This window comes from Lysinibacillus sp. NPDC059133 (genome assembly GCF_042755925.1).
Lineage (GTDB): Bacteria > Bacillota > Bacilli > Bacillales_A > Planococcaceae > Lysinibacillus.
Genome location: NZ_JBHZDH010000009.1, coordinates 106,338 through 129,301, shown reverse-complemented (window position 1 = coordinate 129,301; position 22,964 = coordinate 106,338). Strand labels below are relative to the sequence as shown.

General features: G+C 38.4%; 24 protein-coding genes, 1 tRNA gene and 1 pseudogene. 4 read left to right on the top strand and 22 right to left on the bottom strand.

Annotated elements, in window-relative coordinates; all coding sequences use genetic code 11:
• Positions 1 to 787: 787 nt before the first annotated feature.
• Positions 788 to 1,024, bottom strand: a complete 237-nt coding sequence (locus ACFXN8_RS07585) for a glutaredoxin family protein (RefSeq protein WP_386844057.1) — start codon at positions 1,022 to 1,024, stop codon at positions 788 to 790.
• A 63-nt stretch (positions 1,025 to 1,087) separates the two neighbouring features.
• Positions 1,088 to 2,005: a DMT family transporter gene (locus ACFXN8_RS07580; protein WP_386844055.1), complete on the bottom strand. Its 918-nt coding sequence runs from the start codon at positions 2,003 to 2,005 to the stop codon at positions 1,088 to 1,090.
• A 131-nt stretch (positions 2,006 to 2,136) separates the two neighbouring features.
• On the opposite strand from ACFXN8_RS07580, the gene ACFXN8_RS07575 reads away from it, so the two are divergent.
• Positions 2,137 to 3,513, top strand: coding sequence for an aminotransferase-like domain-containing protein (locus ACFXN8_RS07575; RefSeq protein WP_386844053.1), 1,377 nt, complete (start codon positions 2,137 to 2,139; stop codon positions 3,511 to 3,513).
• 353 nt (positions 3,514 to 3,866) lie between these two features.
• Here ACFXN8_RS07575 and ACFXN8_RS07570 read toward each other — a convergent pair whose 3' ends face one another.
• Entirely contained in the window at positions 3,867 to 4,634 is a 768-nt protein-coding gene (locus ACFXN8_RS07570) for a TPM domain-containing protein (RefSeq protein WP_386844051.1), read from the bottom strand.
• Complete coding sequence (locus ACFXN8_RS07565) at positions 4,631 to 5,212, bottom strand: LemA family protein (RefSeq protein ID WP_386844049.1); 582 nt, start codon at positions 5,210 to 5,212, stop codon at positions 4,631 to 4,633. Before ACFXN8_RS07565 ends, ACFXN8_RS07570 begins: the two co-directional genes overlap by 4 nt.
• Before the next feature lie 211 nt (positions 5,213 to 5,423).
• Here ACFXN8_RS07565 and ACFXN8_RS07560 point away from each other — a divergent pair, with 211 nt between their 5' ends.
• A complete protein-coding gene (locus ACFXN8_RS07560; RefSeq protein WP_376079000.1) occupies positions 5,424 to 6,038 on the top strand; it encodes a spore coat protein in 615 nt (204 codons plus the stop codon).
• 60 nt (positions 6,039 to 6,098) lie between these two features.
• Here ACFXN8_RS07560 and ACFXN8_RS07555 read toward each other — a convergent pair.
• Both ACFXN8_RS07555 and ACFXN8_RS07550 read right to left on the bottom strand, forming a co-directional pair.
• Positions 6,099 to 6,257: pseudogene (locus ACFXN8_RS07555) on the bottom strand (peptide ABC transporter ATP-binding protein); the annotation flags it as partial.
• A gap of 306 nt (positions 6,258 to 6,563) precedes the next feature.
• Positions 6,564 to 6,638 (bottom strand) — tRNA-Arg (locus ACFXN8_RS07550).
• A gap of 512 nt (positions 6,639 to 7,150) precedes the next feature.
• Here ACFXN8_RS07550 and clpP point away from each other — a divergent pair.
• Positions 7,151 to 7,732 (top strand): ATP-dependent Clp endopeptidase proteolytic subunit ClpP, encoded by a 582-nt coding sequence (clpP, locus tag ACFXN8_RS07545; RefSeq protein WP_132361998.1) that lies wholly within the window; start codon positions 7,151 to 7,153, stop codon positions 7,730 to 7,732.
• 32 nt (positions 7,733 to 7,764) lie between these two features.
• Positions 7,765 to 8,352, top strand: a complete 588-nt coding sequence (locus ACFXN8_RS07540) for a hypothetical protein (protein WP_386844046.1) — start codon at positions 7,765 to 7,767, stop codon at positions 8,350 to 8,352.
• A gap of 124 nt (positions 8,353 to 8,476) precedes the next feature.
• On the opposite strand, the gene ACFXN8_RS07535 is transcribed toward ACFXN8_RS07540, so the two are convergent.
• The 16 genes from ACFXN8_RS07535 to ppaX form a co-directional block, all read right to left on the bottom strand.
• Positions 8,477 to 8,734: an HPr family phosphocarrier protein gene (locus ACFXN8_RS07535; protein ID WP_376075386.1), complete on the bottom strand. Its 258-nt coding sequence runs from the start codon at positions 8,732 to 8,734 to the stop codon at positions 8,477 to 8,479.
• Positions 8,735 to 8,829: 95 nt separating this feature from the next.
• Positions 8,830 to 9,777: a DNA-binding protein WhiA gene (whiA, locus tag ACFXN8_RS07530; RefSeq protein WP_053485815.1), complete on the bottom strand. Its 948-nt coding sequence runs from the start codon at positions 9,775 to 9,777 to the stop codon at positions 8,830 to 8,832.
• 65 nt (positions 9,778 to 9,842) lie between these two features.
• Positions 9,843 to 10,826 (bottom strand): gluconeogenesis factor YvcK family protein, encoded by a 984-nt coding sequence (locus tag ACFXN8_RS07525; RefSeq protein WP_386844044.1) that lies wholly within the window; start codon positions 10,824 to 10,826, stop codon positions 9,843 to 9,845.
• A gap of 4 nt (positions 10,827 to 10,830) precedes the next feature.
• Positions 10,831 to 11,724 (bottom strand): RNase adapter RapZ, encoded by an 894-nt coding sequence (gene rapZ, locus ACFXN8_RS07520; protein ID WP_376075390.1) that lies wholly within the window; start codon positions 11,722 to 11,724, stop codon positions 10,831 to 10,833.
• Positions 11,725 to 11,733: 9 nt separating this feature from the next.
• Complete coding sequence (locus ACFXN8_RS07515) at positions 11,734 to 12,201, bottom strand: 8-oxo-dGTP diphosphatase (RefSeq protein WP_376075391.1); 468 nt, start codon at positions 12,199 to 12,201, stop codon at positions 11,734 to 11,736.
• A gap of 586 nt (positions 12,202 to 12,787) precedes the next feature.
• Positions 12,788 to 13,732, bottom strand: a complete 945-nt coding sequence (trxB, locus tag ACFXN8_RS07510) for a thioredoxin-disulfide reductase (protein WP_386844041.1) — start codon at positions 13,730 to 13,732, stop codon at positions 12,788 to 12,790.
• 167 nt (positions 13,733 to 13,899) lie between these two features.
• Positions 13,900 to 15,423, bottom strand: a complete 1,524-nt coding sequence (locus tag ACFXN8_RS07505) for a tetratricopeptide repeat protein (protein WP_386844039.1) — start codon at positions 15,421 to 15,423, stop codon at positions 13,900 to 13,902.
• 90 nt (positions 15,424 to 15,513) lie between these two features.
• The gene (gene hisIE, locus ACFXN8_RS07500; protein WP_376075397.1) at positions 15,514 to 16,131 is read right to left on the bottom strand and encodes a bifunctional phosphoribosyl-AMP cyclohydrolase/phosphoribosyl-ATP diphosphatase HisIE; all 618 of its coding nucleotides are present in this window, start codon (positions 16,129 to 16,131) and stop codon (positions 15,514 to 15,516) included.
• Positions 16,128 to 16,889, bottom strand: a complete 762-nt coding sequence (gene hisF / locus ACFXN8_RS07495; protein WP_386844037.1) for an imidazole glycerol phosphate synthase subunit HisF — start codon at positions 16,887 to 16,889, stop codon at positions 16,128 to 16,130. Before hisF ends, hisIE begins: the two co-directional genes overlap by 4 nt.
• Positions 16,883 to 17,515: an imidazole glycerol phosphate synthase subunit HisH gene (gene hisH / locus ACFXN8_RS07490; RefSeq protein ID WP_386844035.1), complete on the bottom strand. Its 633-nt coding sequence runs from the start codon at positions 17,513 to 17,515 to the stop codon at positions 16,883 to 16,885. The genes hisF and hisH overlap by 7 nt, the downstream gene beginning before the upstream one ends.
• Positions 17,512 to 18,111, bottom strand: coding sequence for an imidazoleglycerol-phosphate dehydratase HisB (gene hisB, locus ACFXN8_RS07485; protein WP_386844033.1), 600 nt, complete (start codon positions 18,109 to 18,111; stop codon positions 17,512 to 17,514). Before hisB ends, hisH begins: the two co-directional genes overlap by 4 nt.
• A 4-nt stretch (positions 18,112 to 18,115) precedes the next feature.
• Complete coding sequence (hisD, locus tag ACFXN8_RS07480) at positions 18,116 to 19,390, bottom strand: histidinol dehydrogenase (protein WP_386844031.1); 1,275 nt, start codon at positions 19,388 to 19,390, stop codon at positions 18,116 to 18,118.
• Positions 19,391 to 19,444: 54 nt separating this feature from the next.
• Positions 19,445 to 20,068: an ATP phosphoribosyltransferase gene (gene hisG / locus ACFXN8_RS07475; protein WP_370083617.1), complete on the bottom strand. Its 624-nt coding sequence runs from the start codon at positions 20,066 to 20,068 to the stop codon at positions 19,445 to 19,447.
• Positions 20,061 to 21,233, bottom strand: coding sequence for an ATP phosphoribosyltransferase regulatory subunit (locus ACFXN8_RS07470; protein WP_376075406.1), 1,173 nt, complete (start codon positions 21,231 to 21,233; stop codon positions 20,061 to 20,063). The genes hisG and ACFXN8_RS07470 overlap by 8 nt, the downstream gene beginning before the upstream one ends.
• 537 nt (positions 21,234 to 21,770) lie before the next feature.
• Entirely contained in the window at positions 21,771 to 22,313 is a 543-nt protein-coding gene (locus ACFXN8_RS07465) for an acyltransferase (RefSeq protein WP_386844028.1), read from the bottom strand.
• A 4-nt stretch (positions 22,314 to 22,317) separates the two neighbouring features.
• Complete coding sequence (ppaX, locus tag ACFXN8_RS07460) at positions 22,318 to 22,959, bottom strand: pyrophosphatase PpaX (protein ID WP_376075409.1); 642 nt, start codon at positions 22,957 to 22,959, stop codon at positions 22,318 to 22,320.
• Positions 22,960 to 22,964 lie beyond the last annotated feature (5 nt).

Below are 22,964 nucleotides of genomic sequence, written 5' to 3'. Positions count from 1 at the left end.
TCCTGAGCCAGGATCAAACTCTCCATAAAAGAAATTTGATTAGCTCAAATTGTTTTGCTGGCATCATGTTTGATGTCCAAAATTTTGTTTCGTTCACCAACTCAAGGTTAGTTACTAAAAACTTTATTGATTACGTTTTGCTTGTTCAGTTTTCAAGGTTCATTTTTACCGTCGACCAGCGACAGGACTTTATTCTATCAAAATATCATTGTGTTTGTCAACAACTATTTTGAAATGTCTTTTCACTGTCAATGTGACAGGACTTTATTCTATCAAAATATCAATATATTTGTCAAACCTATTTTGAAATATTTTTTACTGTCGTAGTGACAGGAATAACAATATATCACGATTACTTCTCACTTGTCAACATGTTCAATCAATTTAGTTTTTTTCAATATAGTAGATTTTACGACAGCTAAATAAAACTATCGAATAGAGCTTTTATGGATATAGTAGATCAAAATAAAAAAACGATTCCTTTCATTTAAAGGGACACATCGTAAGGTTACTATATTTATGTCTAAATAAATAATTACCTATTAGACGGAAACGAATATTTTTCAGCATATTTGTTTCCGTTCTGTGTATGTTGATTTGTACAAGATTGGATTCTGCCACATCCATAGGAGAAATGCGATTTAAAGGTTTTCTCAGAAACATCCTTTATTATCAATTATACCTCGGCATAATTGCGTCCGGAGCTTTAACTTCTTTCAACGAGTGTTTGGATACTCGCTGAAAGAAGTTAAAAGCCGCTGATATGTACATTAGCGGATCCCCTTTGTTATTCACTACATAAATGCTCCATAAGTGTTGCGTAATCCAAATTGCCGTATTGTATCACTTGCCCATTCTTTTCTACTACCGGAATCAATAACATATATTTTTCATGTATGCTCTCATCTTCTTCAATATCAATGATTTCAATATCGAAATGTATATCCTCCTGTACAAGCTTTAATGTATGCAGTCCCTCTACACAAAGCCCACAGTTAGCTCTACTAAAAAATTTCACGTTCAAATTACAGCACCTCCATAAAGTAATTATAAAACGAAATAGCTATCTGGAAGCAAGATTCTGTCATCACCCTTTCACCTTATCGTTTAATTCAACAGATTCTTTTTTAACAACAGTGGTATTCTTGCCAATGATTACGGATGCCACAACAATGATGGCTATTACAATAGTAACTAAAGTAATTGGTTCATTGAGAAATAATGCTGCAAAAATAATCATTAAAAATGGCTGTAAATATTGAATTTGACTTACTCTTGAAATGCCTCCCATAGCCATTCCACCATACCAGGCTACATATGCTAAAAATTGACTAACAATAGCAAGATACAGAAAGCTAATCCAAGCTTTTAAAGGAGCCTGCAACATCTCAGCTGATACATTTAGTAACACTGGAATAATAAGTAAAGGAGTAGCAATTATGATTGCCCACGCGATTACTTGCCAGCTTCCTAATTCTCGTGCTAGCACGCCTCCTTCTGCATAACTAAGTCCGAGTATGATAACAGCAGCCAATAAGGCTAAATCTGCAACATGTAACTGGCCCAGTCCAAGATACGTAGCGTAAATCACTACTGCCAACGCGCCAACTATACTTGATATCCAAAATTTAATGGACGGAATTTCTCCTCCCCTTATCATGGCAAACCCCGCTGTTGCTAAAGGTAAAAGGGCTAATTCCACAGCTCCATGAGAAACTGGCAAACTTGTCATAGCCCAAGAGGTGAGTAAGGGGAATCCTAAAACTGCGCCTAAAGAGACAATAATTAAACTCTTGAATTGACGAGCAGTGGGCAGTTTTTCTTTTTTCATAATCAATACAAGAGCAACTAAAATCGAAGCTACTACTGCTCTTCCTAAGCCAACAATTGTAGTCCCAAAATATTCTACCGCTACACTTGTTGCAGGTAATGTTAAGCTGAAACAGATGACGCCCACTAAGCCTAATAATAATCCCATTTTTTCCTTCTTATTGTCCTGCACCATTATCAACCCCTTATATTTTTATACAAATCTGTACCATTTGTGCTGGTACAATAAATATTAAGAGGAGCTACCGTAAAAATAAACAGAATTTTCAACCATCTGTCCTGGTACAGAATAAGGAGGGCTTTATATTGTATATAAAATATAATGAGATTATTGATGAAATTAAAGATCAGCTAACACAGGGATTACTTATAGCAGGTAGTAAACTTCCTTCAGTACGACAACTTTCCGAAAAATTCTCCTGCAGTAAAAACACCGTTATTAAAGCGTATGATGAGCTAGAAAAAGAGCACTTAATTTTTTCTGTCCCGAAAAGCGGCTATTATGTTGTCAATGAATTTCAAAATCCAGACAGCAAAAATGATATTATTGACTTTTTGTCTGCTGGTCCTGATAAAGACATCATGCCCTACATTGATTTTCAGCACTGTATCAATCAGGCCATTGATACTTATAAAGAAGAATTATTTACTTACACCGATCAACAAGGTCTCTACTCATTACGACTTCAATTGGTGAAGTATTTACAAAGCTTACAAGTATTTACCCAACCCGATAGATTATTTGTTGTATCAGGTTCTCAGCAAGCTCTAAATTTATTAGTTTCCATGCCATTTCCGAATGGGAAAAACAATATTTTAATTGAACAACCTACTTATTTTGGTTTTATAGAGTCTGCTAATTTGCAACAAGCGACTACGTTTGGAATTGATTTATCTATGGAGGGGATTGATTTTGATCGTCTAGAATATATTTTTCGAAATAACGATATTAAGTTTTTCTATATTGTTCCGAGGTTTCATAATCCACTTGGACATAGCTATACGAATAAAGAGAAAAAAAGAATTGTTGAATTAGCAGAAAAATACGATGTATATATAGTTGAGGATGACTTTTTAGGGGATTTGGATCCAAATACTAAATCAGATCCATTATTCGCGTACAATCCTTCTGGCAGAGTTATTTATATTAAAAGTTTTTCTAAAGTTTTTCTACCTGGTTTAAGAGTTGCGTCTTTAGTTCTTCCAAAATTAATGAGTAACAATTTTTTACGCTATAAATTTACTGCTGATTTTAATAGTTCTGTTCTTTCTCAAGGAGCATTAGAGATTTATTTAAAAAATGGAATGATGAATAGCCATGTTAAAAAAATAAAAGAGCTGTATTATAGGAAAATGAAACGTCTGCAGGAAGCTTGTGAGTTATTGCTACCAAATAATACGCTTTATACGAAGCCCTCTTCCGGATTCTATCTTACAATCGCTCTCCCTGAGAAAGTGACTACAAAGCAGACTGTCAATTTGTTAAAAGAACAAAATATTCTTGTAGATGATGCAACTAGAATGTTCCTACCCGAATATAAAAAAGAAAACCTGATTCGATTAAGCATTTCTCAAGTTAAGGAAAATCAAATTCATACTGGAGTAGAAAAACTTGCTCAATGTATCACATTTATTGATAGTAAGAAAAATGATATATATCGAAATAGTTTTCAGCTCTTATAATAGCTAAGTCCTGACTACACATTCGGAAGCGGCATAAACAATTTTTAGTATCAATCCTTTAATTAGAGCATCAAAACTAGAAAAAGACTGTGCAAGAAACTTACCTCCTACACAGTCTTCTTTCATATTATTTTTTTAGATGGCTATCTAAGAATTTTAGCATTGCATTGTAGAATTCGATTTTGTTTTCTTCCTTTTGAAAACCACGGCCTTTATTATCCTTCACCATGTATTCTACATCGACGTTCTACTTGACTGCTAGTTTCATTGGCAGCGCGTACTTTTCTGGTGAAAATCCCTTTTAAACCAGAAAAAAAGTGAACTACAATGAGTTCACTTTTGAATATAATATATTAAAATTTCCGACTTGCTCCACCACCAGCAGATGAACCTCCTCCGAATCCGCCAAAACCACCGCCTCTAGATCCGCCACTGCCAAAGCCGCCACCAAAACCACCTGGATAACCGCCACGTCGACCTGAACGAGGTCCTCCCCCTCTACCATTGGAAATAAATGTATAAATAACAAGTGCTATGATAACGATTAAAATAATCATCCACGTTGGCATTTCTTCATTGTCAGCTGTATTTTCAGGCATCTCTCCATCCCAATTGTACTCTTGCGCGACATTTTGAAATACTTCCGCGTACGTTGCTTTAAATGCCTTATCCATATCTCCAGCACTTGCATTTGGATAAAACGCCGAATCTAAAATGCGACCCAACTTGCCATCAGGTAATGCCCCTTCGAGACCTTGACCTACAGCAATAACAACATCATTATTGCCTTCCCCCTGCCCAAACGTTGCTAAAATTAACACACCATTATTTTTCTTGGCATCGCCAATACCCCAAGAGCGAATCATTTTTGTAGCATACATTTTTGGTTCTTGGCCACTAATATTATCTACTGTTACGACCATAATTTCAGCACCTGTACCTTTATCTAGCTGCTCTGAATAATGATTAAGCTCTTCCTTCACGGAGGCAGATAAAACATTGGCAAAATCATGAATATACGTATTTTTCATTGGCGCGGGCATTGCGGCATCTGCCGTTCTAATAAATAAGATAAATATGAAACCAACAATAGCAAGTTGGATCATCAACCGTTTCATCATTGTTTACCTGAACCGCTAAAATCTATAGACGGTGCCTTTTCAGAACCCGCAGCTGCTTTAAAGTATTCCTTCTGTTCGAAACCAAACATCCCCGCAATTAAATTGCCTGGAAAACGTTTGACTGTTTTATTAAAAGTCTGCACTTCATTGTTGTAGTCTTCCCGGGCAACAGCTAAACGGTTTTCTGTCCCCGCTAATTCATCCATTAATTGACGGAAATTTGCATCTGCCTTTAAATTTGGATAATTTTCTACGACTACTAGCAATCGACTAAGTGCTCCGTTTAATGCATCATTGGCAACCGCTTGCTCCTTTGGACTTTGTGCACTTCCCATTTGTGCGCGTGCCTCTGTAATGCTAGCGATAACTTCTTTTTCATGATTGGCATATCCTTTTACAGATTCTACTAGGGTCGGAATCAAATCGTAGCGACGTTGCAGCTGATTTTCAACCTGAGCCCATTTCGAATCAACGCTTTCCTCGGCCGTTACAAGACTATTGTATTTTGGAATAAATAGTAAGGCCAATACAACTAAAATAATAACGATAATCCCGATAGGTCCAAATAATCTTTTCAATTTAAAACCACCTTCGCCTTCTTTTAGCTATCACTTAAAATCAGAAATACTATTTATTTTGGTGATGAGCCTTTCTTTTCCTTACCACTAATGTGCAACAAAAAAACATCTCTATTCTACATATATGCAAATGCATTAATACCGTATGAAATTTATCTAACGTGCCATACTTAATACTGTAACAAACTATGATATTTAGGAGGCGCTTTTCTTGACACAATCGTTTCATAACGAATCATCAAGCCAAACATCAACCAACCAACAACAAAGCCTAAATCATGGTGGACATGAACAAATGGACTTGCATGAAACAATCGGTGCAATCATTGCTGGTATGAATCAATCCATTGTTTTACGTCCACATGTTAAGGACACAGAGTTGCTTAGCATTTTGGATAGCCAATATAATTTCACATTAGGTATGTATAACACTATTGTGGAATCTTATAACACAGGTCATGATCCGTCTGTTCCTACAGGTCGCTATCAAATGCAGACAGGAAATAATTTCAAATACGGAATAAACCCTGGCCAACCTAAAAAGCCTATGCAAAATGCAAGTGAACTCAACGATGAAGCTATTTCTGGCTTCTTACTTGGGGCTCAAAAAGGTGTAGCAAAAGGTATGACTGCAGCAGCAACAGAAACTACAAACCCAGTTGTCAGACGTGTTATTGCAGATAGTATTCCCAACTGTATTGAAATGGCATACGAATTATCTATTTACCAAAATATGCATGGCTACTATCAAGTACCTCAGTTTTCTCAACAAGATATGCATACAATGCTTAATGCATACGGCACTACAACAAACCCCCTTCATTAATTATAAAAAAACAAAAGCAGTCCCCTTTGTGGTGCATTATCACAGAGGGGCTGCTTTTGTTTAATGAGCTATAAAGCTTTTCGGGTTTTGCGGATTACCAAAGATATCTCTCGGCGGTCCTTCTTCGACCATATACCACCATCCACGAAAGACAACACGATCTACAACTTCACAGGCAAAGCCCATTTCATGTGTTACCACGATCATGGTTATACCTTCGTCTTCAAAAAACAGACTAAATAAATGAAAATATCACCAAACATTCATGTTTGATGCAAAAAAAAAAGAATCCCCTCAGATAGGATTCTTTCTTTCGACTAGTATAACTAGTCTTCACGTACAGTATGTTCACTAAAAAATAATTTGGAGTTGTTGCTTTTTTGAAGGTTTGAAAGGAACAAATGCGGGAATAATGCCTATTAGGCAACATTCCCATTATTTACCCTCTCTTTTCCCCACTAAGCAGGCTGCTAAACTACTTATTAGGAGAATTTGGGTTATAAAAGTATATCAAAATCAGTAAAATGGCGCCCTCGGAGGGAATCGAACCCCCAGTGCAAGAACCGGAATCTTACGTGTTATCCATTACACCACGAGGGCAATTGAACACAAAAAAAAGTACCCACTAGGCTTTACGAAAAGCAAGATGTAGATAATCCTCATTGGAAGCATACCTGACAAAATAGTGTACTGTACTTTAACTTATGACCTTATCAATTATACAAACGTATTGCTCATAATTCAACTATAGAATGTAAAACATTTAAACTTTTTTTATTTTCATTCAGTTAGTGTCAAAATACCTATTAATTGAAAATACAGCCTACAGCGTATGTCACGCATTAGAAAGGAATTTTTGTGCGGGCACAATTCAAAATCTTGACGCATTGTTTACCTGCGCGAAAGCGAAGCGACAGCAACAAATGTTTTCTGTGCGAAAGCGAAGCGACAGTAACAATTAAGCCAAGGCGAATTTTTTTAATTTATTTCACTTTAACAGGGTTAATATTTGACCTTCCCTGACTATAATGTGTATGATAAGTATACAGCTGAAATACAATGGAAGTTTTCAGCAAAAGTATTCGAATTTAGTTTTTTAAGGAGGATTTAACATGAATTTAATTCCTACAGTTATTGAACAAACAAGTCGTGGCGAACGTGCGTATGACATCTATTCACGACTACTAAAAGACCGTATTATCCTTTTAGGAAGTGCAATTGACGACAACGTTGCTAACTCAATTGTTGCTCAACTTCTATTCCTACAAGCAGAAGATCCAGATAAAGATATCTTTCTTTATATTAACTCACCAGGCGGATCAATCACTGCTGGTATGGCAATTTATGACACAATGCAAATTATCAAGCCACAAGTACAAACAATTTGTATTGGTATGGCAGCATCTATGGGCGCTTTCCTACTTGCTGCTGGTGAACCTGGTAAACGTTTCGCATTACCGAATGCTGAAGTAATGATTCACCAACCTCTTGGCGGTGCACAAGGTCAGGCAACTGAAATCGAAATCGCTGCAAAACGTATTTTATTCTTACGTGAAAAATTAAACGGTATTTTATCGGAGCGCACAGGTCAACCACTTGAAGTCATTGCAAGAGATACAGACCGCGATAACTTCATGACTGCAGAGCGTGCAAAAGAATACGGCTTAATCGACCAAATCATGGAACGTAAATAATAAATTAAAGGCATCCCAGATTTATTTCTGAGATGTCTTTTTTTGTTTGCTTTGATGGGCCTATCCACCATTTCAACTCTTCTATCCACAACTTTGACCTTTCTTTCCGTCGCTTCGACTTTTCTTTCCGTCGCTTCGACTTTTCTTTCCGTCACCTCGGCTTGTCTTTCCGTCGCTTCGGCTCTTCTTTCCGTCGCTTTGACTTTTCTTTCCGTCACGGCACTTTCTTTCCGTCGCTTCGGCTTTTCTTTCCGTCGCGGCACTTTCTTTCCGTCGCTTTGCCCTTTCTTTCCGTCGCTTCGGCTCTTCTTTCCGTCGCGGCACTTTCTTTCCGTCGCTTTGCCCTTTCTTTCCGTCGTTGCGGCTCTTCTTTCCGTCGCTTTGGCTCTTCTTTCCGTCACCTCGGCTTTTCTTTCCGTCGCTTTGACTCTTCTTTCCGTCGCTTTGCCCTTTCTTTCCGTCGCTTCGGCTTTTCTTTCCGTCGCTTTGCCCTTTCTTTCCGTCGTTGCGGCTCTTCTTTCCGTCGCTTCAGCCCTTCTGCTCCGCCCAGGCCTTCTCTTTCCATCACTTCAATCTTTCTATCATCCATCACCTCGACGATCGAAGTGCCATGGCATTGACCTTCATTTTAGATTGTACAAATATCCATCAAATGTGAGAGGACCTGTTTTTTCAATGCAAAAACAAAAAAACTGCCCAAGATGGAAGATTTCCCTCTTGGACAGTCTTTACGTTATACGTTTTTTAATCTTCTTTTTCGATTAGTGTTGCTAATGCTGTAACCGCTTGCTCAGCATCGTTACCTTCACCACTAAGGACAACCTCTGTTCCTTTTGCAATGGCTAAGCTCATAACACCCATAATGGATTTAGCATTTACTTTTTTCTCGTCTTTCTCAAGAAAGATATCTGCGCTAAAACGATTTGCTTCTTGTACAAATAGCGCTGCTTGTCTAGCTTGTAGTCCTAATTTTAATTTTACATGGACTCTTCTCTCGGTCATTCTCAAAACTCCCCTTTACTACCGTTCATCTTATTATTTTTATCTTACCTTACTTACGAGCAAAAGAACAATACGTACCTGAAAAGTATGAAAATTTAGCCACCAATTTTTTCGCCACTTCTTAATGCATCGGCAATTTCATCAATTTTCCGTAATCGATGATTAACACCTGATTTACTAACCGTTCCACTTGATACCATTTCACCAAGTTCTTTCAGCGTTACATCTTGATATTCTACTCGTAATCGCGCTATTTCACGAAGTTTTTCTGGTAATTGATCGAGACCTATTGAATTTTCAATAAATCGGATATTCTCTACCTGACGTAATGCGGCACCTATTGTTTTATTTAAGTTCGCTGTTTCACAGTTAACTATGCGATTAACACTATTTCTCATGTCTCGCAATATACGAACGTCTTCGAACTTCATCATGGCTTGATGAGCTCCAACAATATTAAGGAAATCAGAAATTTTTTCCGCTTCTTTTAAATAAGTAACAAAGCCTTTTTTTCGTTCAATTGTTTTTGCATTTAGCTCAAATTCATTCATCAAATCCATTAAAGCCTCGCCATGCTCTTTATATAATGAATAAATTTCTAAATGGTAGGCTGATGTTTCCGGATTGTTGACAGAGCCCCCAGCTAAAAATGCTCCTCGTAAATACGCTCTTTTTTGGCCACTCTTTTTAATGAGCTCCCGAGAAATAGTATGATTAAATTGAAAGTCGTCTGAGATGATTTCTAAGTCTATTAGTAGCTCTCGCGCACCTTCTCTTACACGGCAAATATATACGTTATTTTTTTTCAAACGCATTTTTTTTCTAACAAGTAACTCTACATTATATGGATACAGCTTTTTCATAATCGTATAAAGTCTTCTTGCGATTGCAGCGTTTTCAGTTTGTACGTCTAAGCTTAACTGTTTATTAGCAAAGGATAATGAACCATTCATACGAATTAGGGCAGATACTTCTGCTTTCATACAATGATTGTCCGCTTCTATTTGAGTTAATTCCTTTTTCGTTTCAGAAGCAAAAGACATATCACGCCCTCCTTTCAACCTTTTGTTCTATGTATATGTCCATCTTATCATATACAGTAAGTGCTTTATAATTCACGAATCTCTTGCTCATAGATATTTGCATAATCTACAAGCCAGTTTGCAACGTTTGCCGCATTATGACGAACCGTCCCATCTGGGCGAATCGTGGCAATATCTCGTTTAATAACTTCTAATCCCATACTTTCGAGCTTGGCAACGTCGAATGTTACTGGCTCAGCACATTCTTCCTTATAGAGCTCCTTTACAGGATGAGGAAGTTTTACATCATTTACTAAAATCGAATCAATGAAGGAGTCTCCAACATGCTCATATATAGCTTTAACGTGATCACCGGCTGTATAGGAAATGGTTTCACCTTTTTGAGTCATTAAATTACAAACATAAATTTTTCTTCCTTTAGCCTTTACAACAGCATCTCCTATTCCTTTTACAAGGAGGTTTGGAATAATGCTTGTATATAAACTTCCTGGACCAATTAAAATATAGTCAGCACGATGAATTGCTCGAATAGCCTCTGGTAACGGTTTCACGTTTTCTGGCACTAAAAAAACTCGACTAATTCGTTTTTTAGCCTTTGGAATTTTAGATTCACCTTCAATGATTGAACCATCCTCAAGCTCTGCATGTAAATTTATCTTTTTATTGGCTGCTGGTATGACGCGACCATGCACCTTTAAAACCTTTCCCATTTCACTAATAGCATGGTTAAAGTCACCAGTAATATCTGTTAAAGCCGTCAGCATTAAATTACCTAATGAATGACCACGTAAATCTTCCGATGCTAAAAATCGATATTGAAACATTTGCTCTACAAGCGGCTCAACATCCGATAACGCTGCGATAACATTACGGACATCCCCAGGTGGTGGAATATCATAGTCATCTCGTAAGCGTCCTGAAGAACCACCATCATCTGCTACTGTCACAATTGCTGTAATATCAAATGGGTGGTGCTTGAGCCCTCGTACTAAGGTAGAAAGCCCTGTACCACCACCTATTACAACAAGCTTTGTTCGCTTCTTTCCCATTCACTCAATCCTTTCTACGATTGATGTCGCGATGCGTAATAACGGTATTTTCCTTCCCAGCTAAATATGCCCCGAAATATTCCGCTAATGTTACCGAACGATGCTGTCCTCCAGTACATCCAAAAGCAATGACAAGTTGCGATTTGCCCTCTTGTCTATAGAGAGGAATCATAAATTCAAACAAATCCGTAAGTTTTTGAATGAGTGTTTGCGTATCCTCAAGTGCCAGCACATAAGAAGATACCTCGGTTTGTAAACCTGTTTTATGACGTAGCTCCTCTACATAATATGGATTTTTTAAAAAACGAACATCAAACACTAAGTCGGCATCAATCGGCATACCATGCTTAAATCCAAAAGACATGATATTTACTGAGAAAATATTATTAGCATCATTTGCAAATTCTTTTGCGATTTTTTCACGTAGCTCTTTAGGCTTCATATTAGATGTATTATAGACAAATTTAGCGCGACCCTTTACTTCCGATAAAAGCTTGCGTTCTTGTTTAATGCCATTTAATAGCAACCCATTTACAGCCAATGGATGGGCACGTCTTGTTTCCTTATAACGTCTAACTAAAGCCGCATCATCTGCATCTAAAAATAAAATTCGTGCAACTATATCGCCTTCTTTAAGTATATGGTCGAGGGCGCCAATAAGAGAATCAAAAAAGTCGCCGCCACGCATATCCATGACAGCTGCTATACGTGTAATATTTTTACCCGAATCCCTTAGTAGGGTTAAAAATGTTGTGAGTAACGCTGGTGGTAAATTATCAATACAGTAATACCCTAAATCTTCAAAGCTTTGAATAGCTACTGTTTTCCCAGCTCCAGACATTCCTGTAATAATAACCAATTCATGTGTACCTTTTGGGCCTTCAACCACCACTGTCATGCAGCTCCTTTATTGTTCTATTGATATTTGTATTTTCTCATGAAGTAATTCAAAATCAGTCGTATATTCAAATGTACCGTACTGAATGCCTGATTGTGAGATAGCAAATTGTAAGTTTGTTCGATCACCTTCAGCCATTGGCAAATGCTTCAAATCCTCTACTGGGTGCCATGCGAGTTTGCCTTCTCTAGTTTCTTTAAACGGTACGCCTTCTATATCCTTTGCAACAAATGTATAAAGCATCCATTCGTCCACTACCTTATTATTTTCTTTAATAATCATCGTATAAACACCCTTTAAATGAGCATTTATCGGTGTGACATTTGTTTCTTCTTTAAACTCACGTACAGCAGCCTCATAAATGGACTCACCGCTCTCCATTTTACCGCCGGGAGCTACGTACCAGCCACGTCTAGGCTTCTGAAGTAATAATGCTTGACCGTCTTTTACAGCTATTAAATTTGCAATTCTTTGCATAGGCACACCTCTAATCTCTTTTGCATTCTTCCTTTTATTATAGCAAGACCAAACAAGGTTTGTCCTCAATTCTAAACTTTAGGTGCATTGCAATTTTAACTTAACCGATACATGTGGGGAAACCTGTTATTAACCTCTACTCAAGCATATGAAACTCCGCCACAAAAAAATTCAAAATTTCCGTTTACAACAAAAATAGGTTGCTCCACCTTATTTGGCGGAAACAACCTACTAAACAAAATAAAAGGGGGATTGCTAATTACACTTTTTATATTACACCTTTTATATGTCATTCAAGTTACAACTATATTAAGACCGTATTAAAATTGTATTTTTTTCCTTAAAAACTAATCAAAGAGAATCATCACCATAATGTGGGGTTGATTTCCATTCCGGCTGGGCGCTTTCCTGGGGGCGTCCGATGAGCCGCTTCACTCGCGTTGCTCGCTCCAGGGTCTCATCTGTGACGCTAATCCCCGAGGAGTCGCCCAGTCTCCACTCCAATCAACTTATATAAATGACATACATTTCAATAAAATGTCATCCACAACTCTGGTGATGAGACTGCCCTTATCAATTATCCATTTTAAGCATTAATTTTTTCTAATAATTCTTCCACATAGTGCTGTACTGCTTGTGCTGCAATACTTCCGTCACCTGTTGCTGTAACGATTTGACGAAGTGATTTCTCACGTACATCTCCAGCTGCGAAGATACCTGGTACTGTTGTTTCCATATTATCATTTGTCAAAATATAACCAGCATCATTTAAAATACCTAGAGACTCAAATGGTTTTGTTAATGGTAGCATTCCAATGTAAATAAATACGCCATTAGTAGCAAAATCAGATTCTGTACCATCTACAGTTGATTGTAATGTTACACTTCCAACTTTACCATCAGCCTCATTAATTTCTTTGACTGTTGCATTCCAAACGAAATCAATTTTTTCGTTAGCAAAGGCACGATCTTGGAGAATTTTTTGTGCACGTAATTTATCACGACGGTGCACAATTGTTACTTTATCAGCAAAGCGAGTTAAATAAACACCTTCTTCAACAGCAGAATCCCCGCCACCTACGACAACAAGATTTTTTTGCTTGAAGAATGCACCATCACATACTGCACAATAGCTGACACCACGGCCACCAAGTTCTTTTTCGCCAGGCACGCCCATTTTTTTATACTCCGCACCTGTAGAAAGAATAATTGCTCGTGTTTTATATTCTTTAGTACCTGATTTTATTGTTTTATATTCTTCACCATCAATAATTTCAGTGACATCGCCATATGCATACTCTGCACCAAATTTCTTAGCATGATCGAACATTTTTGTAGACAGCTCAGGCCCCAAAATTGTATCAAATCCTGGATAGTTTTCTACTTCTTCTGTATTTGCCATTTGTCCGCCAGGGATCCCACGTTCAATCATTAAAGTTGAAAGGTTGGCACGTGATGTATAAACAGCCGCAGTCATACCAGCCGGACCTGCACCAATTATTACAACATCATAAATTTTTTCTTCTGACATAAATACTTCCCCCTAAACAAATACTTTTCTATCTTCATTCAGTAGGTGCCCAAACACCTGCTGAATGAAGATAATGCCTCGGACATAGCCAAGGCGAAATTGATAATAACTTTAGTATGTTCATCGTATGTGAAAGTAAAAAGTTATTCAACTATGTTGCTCACGGTCTAATTATGAGTGTCTGGTAAAAACTTTAAAATTTCATCAATATACTTCGATAAAGTTGACACGGATACTCCGTATTGCTGAGCTATCTCTTTTTTTGTCACCTTGAGCATCCGAGAAGAACGGAATAAATAGTCATTTGCTCCTGCAATAGCCGCTGGATTTGTGAATCGATAATTGTTTATCAATGCTTGCTCACAAAGCACAAACCACATTTGGAACATTGGTGCAATTAGTGTCGTAAGCTTCCCATACTGTTCAAGTAAAATTTCTGGCACACTTACTGCTCGTATAAAGCTAGCCTCTACTTTGTTTTTCATATCAAATTGATGTCCTAGTGCATAAGCTAGGAATAGCTTTTCATACGCATTACATTGTTCAACATCTATCCATTTGGGATGTGCGATGATTTCCTGTTTATGAGCTGTACAACTTAGTAAAAATAAACCAAATATGCGTTCACTTGTATAATCGCTCTCTAGCTTCTCCACAATATAATCACGGTCATGTTCTAATGCATCCAGTGAATACATGTTTTCTTCTTGACGCCAAGGTTCAAAGCCTTCTTTTTCAGGATCTAGCTCAAGTAGCTGCTCCCATGCACTCTTTGATATTTCTTCATGTCCTGAGAAATACGCTGCATGTGATAGCCAAAAGTAAAAGCCAGCATCACCTACATAGCCTCTTTTTTGCATGCTACGCAACCATTTAAATGCTAATTCATATTGTCCAACGAGCGCTAATGTTGCACCCAACTTATAACGATGTTCCCATAAGTATGGCTGAATTTTCACAAGTACTTCTAAAAGATCCTTTAAATCTTCTTCATTTTTTTCATAGTACGCAATAACCGTTAAATTACATAGTGCATGTAGATTCCCCTTATTATCGCGTAATACAGTATTTAGAAGCGCCTTCGCCTGTTCTGCTTCACCAACATAAAAATAAGCAAGGGCTAAGTTGTTATAAGCTGACCAAAAATCCGGTCTATCTTCAATTAACTCTTCTAGCATATTAATAGCTTCAGGGAAATCTCCCTTTTCCATACAACGCCTTGCTTGCTCCTGACGATATAAATCTTCAGTAGAACCTTCAAGCTCTTCAAAATCATCCTGCTCAAAATCAACAAAGTCTAATATTTCAGCAGCTTCATCAGCATAAGCACCCTCTGGATCGATTTGTAAATATTGCTCTGCAAAGCGTTTAGCATCATGTATAATACCGATACATCCGGAAACCTCTGCCATGTAAAAAATAATTTCTGGATTGTCTTTATCTATCTGATAGGCACGATGAAGAAGATCATACGCTTCCTCGAAACGTTGACCCTCTAACTCTACTATCGCTAATTGCAATAAAATCATTGGATCATCAGGACTTAAATCAACTGCTCGCTGTAAATATTTATAGGCTTTATTCATTTGTCCGCTATTCATTGCTTGAATTGATTTTTTATAATAATAGTCGCCTGTTGGAATGAACGACACTATATTCGTTTGATTCTCTTTTTGACGTTTCTTTTCCAATATATTTCCTCCGAAACAAGAAATAAGGAACGTATCATACGTTCCTTTACACAGTAACTTCTATTATACCATACAATAAGCAATATGCCGTTATTTCTCCTCGTGACGTTTTTCTAACACATGTAACACGTCATAAACACTTACTTTTTGCTCTTGTAGTAACACTAGTAGATGATACATTAAATCGGCAGCCTCCCATTTCACTTCTTCTGCATCCCGATTTTTTGCACCTATGACTACCTCAGTTGCTTCTTCTCCAACTTTTTTACAGATTTTGTCGATTCCTTTATCGAATAAATATGTAGTATACGCCCCTTCTGGCATTTCTTGCTCACGCTTCGCAATGATATTGACAAGTTTAGAAATTATCTCAACAGATCCAACCTTGGCATTTTGCTGAATAATCTCTGTAAAGCAAGAAGTTGTTCCATTATGACAAGCTGGGCCAGCAGGAATTACTTCTACGACTAATGCGTCACTGTCACAGTCCGCTTTGATTGACACAACTTTTTGTGTATGGCCGCTTGTTGCCCCTTTGTGCCAGAGCTCTTGGCGTGAACGAGAGAAGAACCATGTTTCTCCCGATTCAAGTGTTTTTTCTAGAGATTCTTTATTCATATACGCTACAGTTAGGACTTCTTTTGTATTCGCATCTTGTACAACCGCAGTGACAAGACCTTTTTCATCAAATTTAATGCTATCCATCATCTTACAGCCACTCCTTTTTCACGTAAGTACTCTTTTACTTGTGCTACGCTCGTTTCTTTGTAATGGAAGATAGATGCGGCAAGTGCTGCATCTGCATCGACATCTTCAGCTAATACCTCGTAAAAATGTTCGGCATCCCCTGCACCGCCACTTGCAATAACAGGAACTGTCACAGCCTCTCTCACAGCTTTTGTTAAGGCTAAATCAAAACCGGATTTCTCACCGTCCTGATTCATACTCGTTAATAAAATTTCACCAGCACCTAAACGAACCGCTTCCTTTGCCCACTCAGTTGCCTGCCATGTTGTTTTGTTTCGGCCTCCATGCGTATAAACCATCCATGTGGCATCTTCCTCACTAAAGCGGGCATCAATAGCTACAACAATACATTGTGCGCCAAAGAAGTCAGAACCTTCTTTAACCAGCTCCGGTCGCTCTATAGCAGAAGTATTTACCGACACTTTATCGGCACCCGCACGTAAAATGCGTTTCATATCATCTAATGTACGAATTCCACCACCTACCGTGAATGGAATCGCTAATGTAGCTGCAGTTTGCCGGACAACATCCACCATTGTTTCACGTCCCTCATGTGATGCCGAGATATCTAGAAACACAAGCTCGTCTGCCCCTTGCTCATCATAAAACTTAGCAAGCTCTACTGGGTCACCCGCATCACGTAATGACACAAACTGTACACCTTTTACAACACGTCCCTCTTTCACATCAAGACATGGAATAATGCGCTTTGTTAACATGATGCCACCCCCTTCAACCACTGCTCTAATAAATACACACCTAACTCACCTGACTTTTCGGGATGGAACTGCATGCCCGTAATAGAGCCATTTGCCACAATGCCAGGAACCTTAATACCATGGTACTCTGCATAAGCGACAAGCTCTGTTTCATCGATATCAGTTGCATAAAATGAGTGCACAAAATAAACATGCTTTGCCGTTACTTCACCATTTAACCAAGAAGGACGCTTTGTCACTGCGAGCTCATTCCATCCCATATGTGGCACTCGATACTTCTGCCCTGCATTGTCACCAGTAAATCGTTTAATGCTTCCTTTAAAAAAGCCCAAACCCTTCGTAGTGGTCACTTCTTCACTTTGCTCAAATAATAATTGCATTCCTAAACAAATTCCGAGAAGTGGTCGATTTTCAGCTTTCACCTTGTGTAAATATCGATCCAAATTCGTTTCAGCTAAACGTTTGATGGCATCCGGAAAGGCCCCAACACCAGGAAGTAACAGTGCATCTGTTGCATCTAGCACTTTTTCGTTAGACGTGACAACAACCTCACAGCCAAGTCGTTTTAAAGCTTGTTCAACACTAAATAAATTCCCCATTCCATAATCAATAACACCTATTTTCACGTTAACAGCCCCTTAGTCGATGGTACACCTTTAACACGTGGATCAATTTCCACTGCTGCGTCAATGGCACGTGCTAACGCTTTAAAAATAGCTTCGATAATATGATGTGTATTCTGTCCATAAGGTACAATGACATGTACATTCATCCGTGCCTCAAGTGCAAACTTCCACAAAAATTCATGTACTAATTCAGTATCGAAACTACCAACCTTTTCCTTTAACTGTGGCACACGATATTCTAAGTGCGGACGATTCGAGCAATCCACAACGACTTGTGCAAGCGCATCATCCATTGGCACGAATGCTGTCCCGTAACGCTTTATTCCTTTTTTATCACCGAGCGCTTCACGAATAGCTTGGCCTAATACAATTCCGAGGTCTTCTGTTGTATGATGATCGTCTATATATGTATCACCATTTGCTTCTATCGTCCCATCAAAAAGCCCATGTTTAATAAATAGGTCAAGCATGTGATCCATAAAGCCAACACCCGTTTTAATATTTGCCTTCCCTTCACCATCTAAATCGATGGCTACCGAAATTTGTGTTTCGTTTGTCGTACGTTCAACTTTTGCAAATCGTTTTTTTTCAGTCATAGTACTACTCCTTTTCCCATCCACGCGATTCGACTGCACGAGCATGGCCCTCTAAGCCTTCCATACGTGCTAGACGTGCAATTTTCGGTGCATTTTCTGCCCAAGTTTTTTCACTATAAAAGACGACGCTCGATTTTTTCACAAAATCATCAACGTTTAAGCCACTCGCAAAGCGTGCAGTGCTATTCGTTGGCAGCACATGGTTTGTCCCTGCAAAGTAATCACCAACTGGTTCAGAGCTATAACGACCGATGAAAATACCACCTGCATGTCGTACTTGTTCAGCTACAGCCTCAGCATTTTTTGTGACAATTTCTAAATGCTCAGGTGCAAGCGAATTAATAGCATCTATGGCATCCGCCATCGTTTCAGCCACATAAATGGCACCAAAGTTTTCTATCGATGCACGCGCTACCTCTTCACGCGGTAAAGTCGTTAATTGCTTCTCCACCTCATCAGCCACTTTTTTAGCCAATTGCTCAGAAGTCGTTACTAAAATGGCACAAGCCAATTTATCATGCTCAGCCTGTGATAAAAGATCGGCCGCGATTTCATCAGCAAATGCTGTGTCATCTGCTAACACGGCAATTTCACTTGGGCCTGCAATCATATCAATTGCTACCTCACCAAATACTTCACGTTTTGCTAATGCTACAAAAATATTTCCTGGACCTGTAATTTTATCAACTGGAGAAATGGTCTCTGTGCCATATGCAAGAGCCGCAATCGCCTGAGCTCCACCGATTTTATAGATTTCTTCTACCCCTAAAATATGCGCTGCAGCAAGTACACCTGGAGGTAATTTTCCATCGCGACCTGCTGGAGATGTCATAACAATGCGCTTGACACCAGCAACTTGTGCAGGAATAACGTTCATCAAGACCGAAGATGGATATGCTGCAGTACCACCAGGAACATACAGACCTACCGCATCGAGCGCAGTAATTCGCTGTCCAAGCCATGAACCATCTGTAAGCTCCAAGCGATAACCTGAACGCTTTTGCTGCTCGTGATAAAGGCGAATATTTTGAGCGGCTTCTGTTAAATCAGCATAAAGCTGTTGATCAATCGAATTTACGCCCTCTTCGATTTCTTCCTTCGTTACGCGTAAATGATCAGGGGCAAAGCCATCCCATTTTTCTGTATAAACACGTATGGCTGCGTCACCTTGTGCACGAACGTTTGCTAATACTTGACGCACAACCTTTAACTGCTCTTCATTTCCACCTTCAAGTGGTCTCTTTAAAGAAATACCTTTTTCAAGCTTTGTTATTTTCATAGGATTAATCTCCTTTAAATCATGGAATATGCCTCTTCCAGACAGTAGAAATTTTTATTTAACGCATTTTTTCAAACGTTTCACAAGATCGATAATACGATCGCTCTTCATGCGATAGCTTACGGGATTGGCAATTAATCGTGATGATACGTCTGTAATAAATTCATACTCCACTAAGCCATTTTCTTTCAGCGTCCGGCCTGTTGAAACAATATCGACAATTCGATCTGCTAAGTCAATCATGGGCGCCAATTCAATCGATCCATTTAGCTCAATAATTTCAACCTGCTCTCCAATACCCTTGTAATATTTCATTGCAATATTGGGGTATTTTGTCGCTATTCTCGGTGCAATTTCATTCATCGTCGTATTAGGTAAGCCTGCTGATGCGATATAACAAGTACTTATTTTTAAGTCCAGTAATTCATGCACTTCTCGTTGCTGTTCTAACAAAACATCTTTACCTGCAATACCAATATCCGCTACACCGTGCTCAACATAAACAGGAACATCCATTGGCTTTGCTAATATAAAACGAATTTTCTCTTCTGGAATTTCAAGCATTAATTTACGGGACATTTCAACTTCTTCTGGTAAATTAAAGCCAGCTTCTAAAAGCATCTGATATGCCTCGTCAAAAATGCGTCCCTTTGGCATAGCAATCGTTAATTCATTCACCGTCAACGTCCTCCTGTCCCACAACAACTACTTCTGTAAAGTGTGCTAAAAATGCTTCTTCTTCAACAAGGCTACTCCTTAACTGCAAGGTAGCCTGTTTACCAGCTGCCCGGAGCGTCTGTACCTTTGCAATCGCATCTTCAAATTGCGCTTCCTCAAACAACACGACTGTAGCTTCTTGTCGATCATCAGATTGCTCATCCAGTGTTTCTAATAAGCGATCAACGCGAATACTAAATCCTGTAGCGCCTACTTTTGAGCCAAATACCTCCAGCAATCCGTCATAACGTCCCCCATTGCCTAATGGAAAGCCACTGCCGGTAGCAAACACTTCGAATAACATGCCTGTGTAATAGCTCATATGACTAGAAAGTGTAAAATCAAAGGCTACATAATCCGCTAAGCCTGCAATTTCAAGTAGTTTAGCGAGCTGCTGCATATATTCTAATGCGTCATTTTTCCGTACATATTTTTCAATATCTTGAATTTCTTTTACATTCATAGCTTCTTCAATAAACTGCAGTAATGCATCGGATTTTGTTTTAGGTAAATCAAATGATTCTACTGCTTCTTCAAATCCTACATAATTGCGTTGCACGAGGAGTGCCCGCAGTATATTTTGTTGTTCAACGCTTTCTGTATAATCTTGTAAAATACAATTTAGTATACCTGCATGACCGATCGTCACTTTAAATTTTGTTAAGCCATATTGCTTTAATAACTCCATTGCCGTTACAATAACCTCAGCATCAGCAAATACAGAATTGTCTCCAATTAACTCGATCCCCATCTGATCGAATTCTGCTGGACGCCCACCTTCCGCTTCCTGTGCGCGAAAGACGCTAGCAAAATAAGCGAGACGTATTGGGATCATCTCTTTTAATAATTTTGACGTCGCTACACGTGCAATTGGTGTTGTCATATCAGGTCGTAATACTAACGTGTTGCCCTGGCTATCTACTAATTTAAATAAATGCGCATCGGCTATTGCAGATGCTTTACCGACTGTATCAAAATACTCTACTGCAGGCGTTTTAATAAATTCATAGCCTCTTCTGCATAAAAAATCTCGTCCGGTATTTCTAACAGTCTCTACCTTTTCAAATATTTGCGGAAATGTATCGCGCATTCCAAGTGGTTTCTCAAACATTTTAATCGACGACATTTTGACACTTCCTCACGTTTCACTTTAACTCACTAGAGTATTAGAGAATTAGATTATGAAAGAATTCTAACTTATTTCTTCTTGCTAGTCAATGCGATCTCCTCTAAATTATTGAACAATTTCAATACTTATTATTCTGTTAATTATACTTAAAAATAAAATAATTTAAACTTTATTCAACAGAGTAAGCTTTTTCCTCCTTAAACTAGTAAATCTTAGACAAAAACTGTGTGAATCTTTTTTACTCTTTGGAAGGTGGATGTCGATAAAATTCAGAAGTTAGGTGATAAATCGTGAAAGTTAGTAGATAAACTTCAGAAGTTGGGTGATAAATCGTGAAAGTTAGTAGATAAACTTCAGAAGTTGGGTGATAAATCGTGAAAGTTAGTAGATAAAACTAAAAAGTTGGATGACATTTTGTTAAAACGTATGTCATGTCAACCCCTCGTTTTGCCGGAGAGTCATACTTTAATTTTTTACAATTGTTATCAACAAAAAAACACTGTGCACAGTAAAGCATGCACAGTGTAGGTATTATTATTTTTTCGGCGTGCACCATTCCACTACTTCATTGCGTTTGCGCTCTGCCATTTGTTCAGCTGTATAAATAATTTGCATAGGATTACCGCCTGCTAAACAGCCAGCTGGCACATCCTTATGTACAAGGGTTGCAGCTGACACAATCGCACCGTCACCTATTGTTACACCTGGAAGTATCGTTGAATTAGCACCAACCATTACTTCATTGCCAATATGAACATCCCCCAGACGATATTCCTCTATTAAATATTCATGCGCCAAAATAGTCGTACTAAAGCCTATCACGGTATTGTCACCGATGTGAATACGTTCTGGAAACATTGTATCTGGCATGACCATTAAAGCTATGGAAGTTTGTTCACCAATCTCCATTTTTAAAAAAGTTCTATACAACCAGTTTTTCACACGTAAAAATGGTGTGAAGCGTCCAATTTGAATGACAATGAAACACTTCATCACCTTCCAAAAGGACACCGTATCATAAATATTCCAAAGCGAGTTTGCTCCTTCGACACGGTAGCGTTCTGTTTTACGTGCCATTTACTTACCCCACTTTCACAATTTCAAATAAATCCGTCATATGATGCAACATATATTCCGGTTTGAATTGTTGTAAGTATTCCTCACCTTTAAATGCCCATGCGACACCGGCCGCTCTAACTCCAGCGTTGTGCCCTGCCTCAATATCGTGGGAATTGTCACCAATCATAATAGCCTCTTCCTTGTTTACTCCAAGGCGTTCAAGCGCAAGCAAAACAGGCTCTGGATCAGGCTTTACATTTTTCACATCATCCGTGCCAATACGGGTATCAAATAAATGACTTGCTCCTAGTACAGATAGGCCACGGTCAATCATCCCATTACGCTTTGTAGACACAATCGCTAATTTAATACCCATATCCTTTAATTGCTCTAAAGTTGATACCACATCAGGATATTGACTGACAAGTTCATCGTGGTGCACTTCATTATATTCACGATATTTTGCAATCATCGCTTCCTCTTCACCAGGAGCAATGTCACTAAATGTCTGTTTTAAGGACGGTCCAAGGAATTTCAAGCAATCTTTTGGCGAATATTGCCCGGGAAATTGCTCATTTAAAACATGCATAAATGTTTGAATGATTAAATCATTTGTATTGAGTAATGTACCATCAAAATCAAATAGTAATGCCTTTATAGCCACTTTCC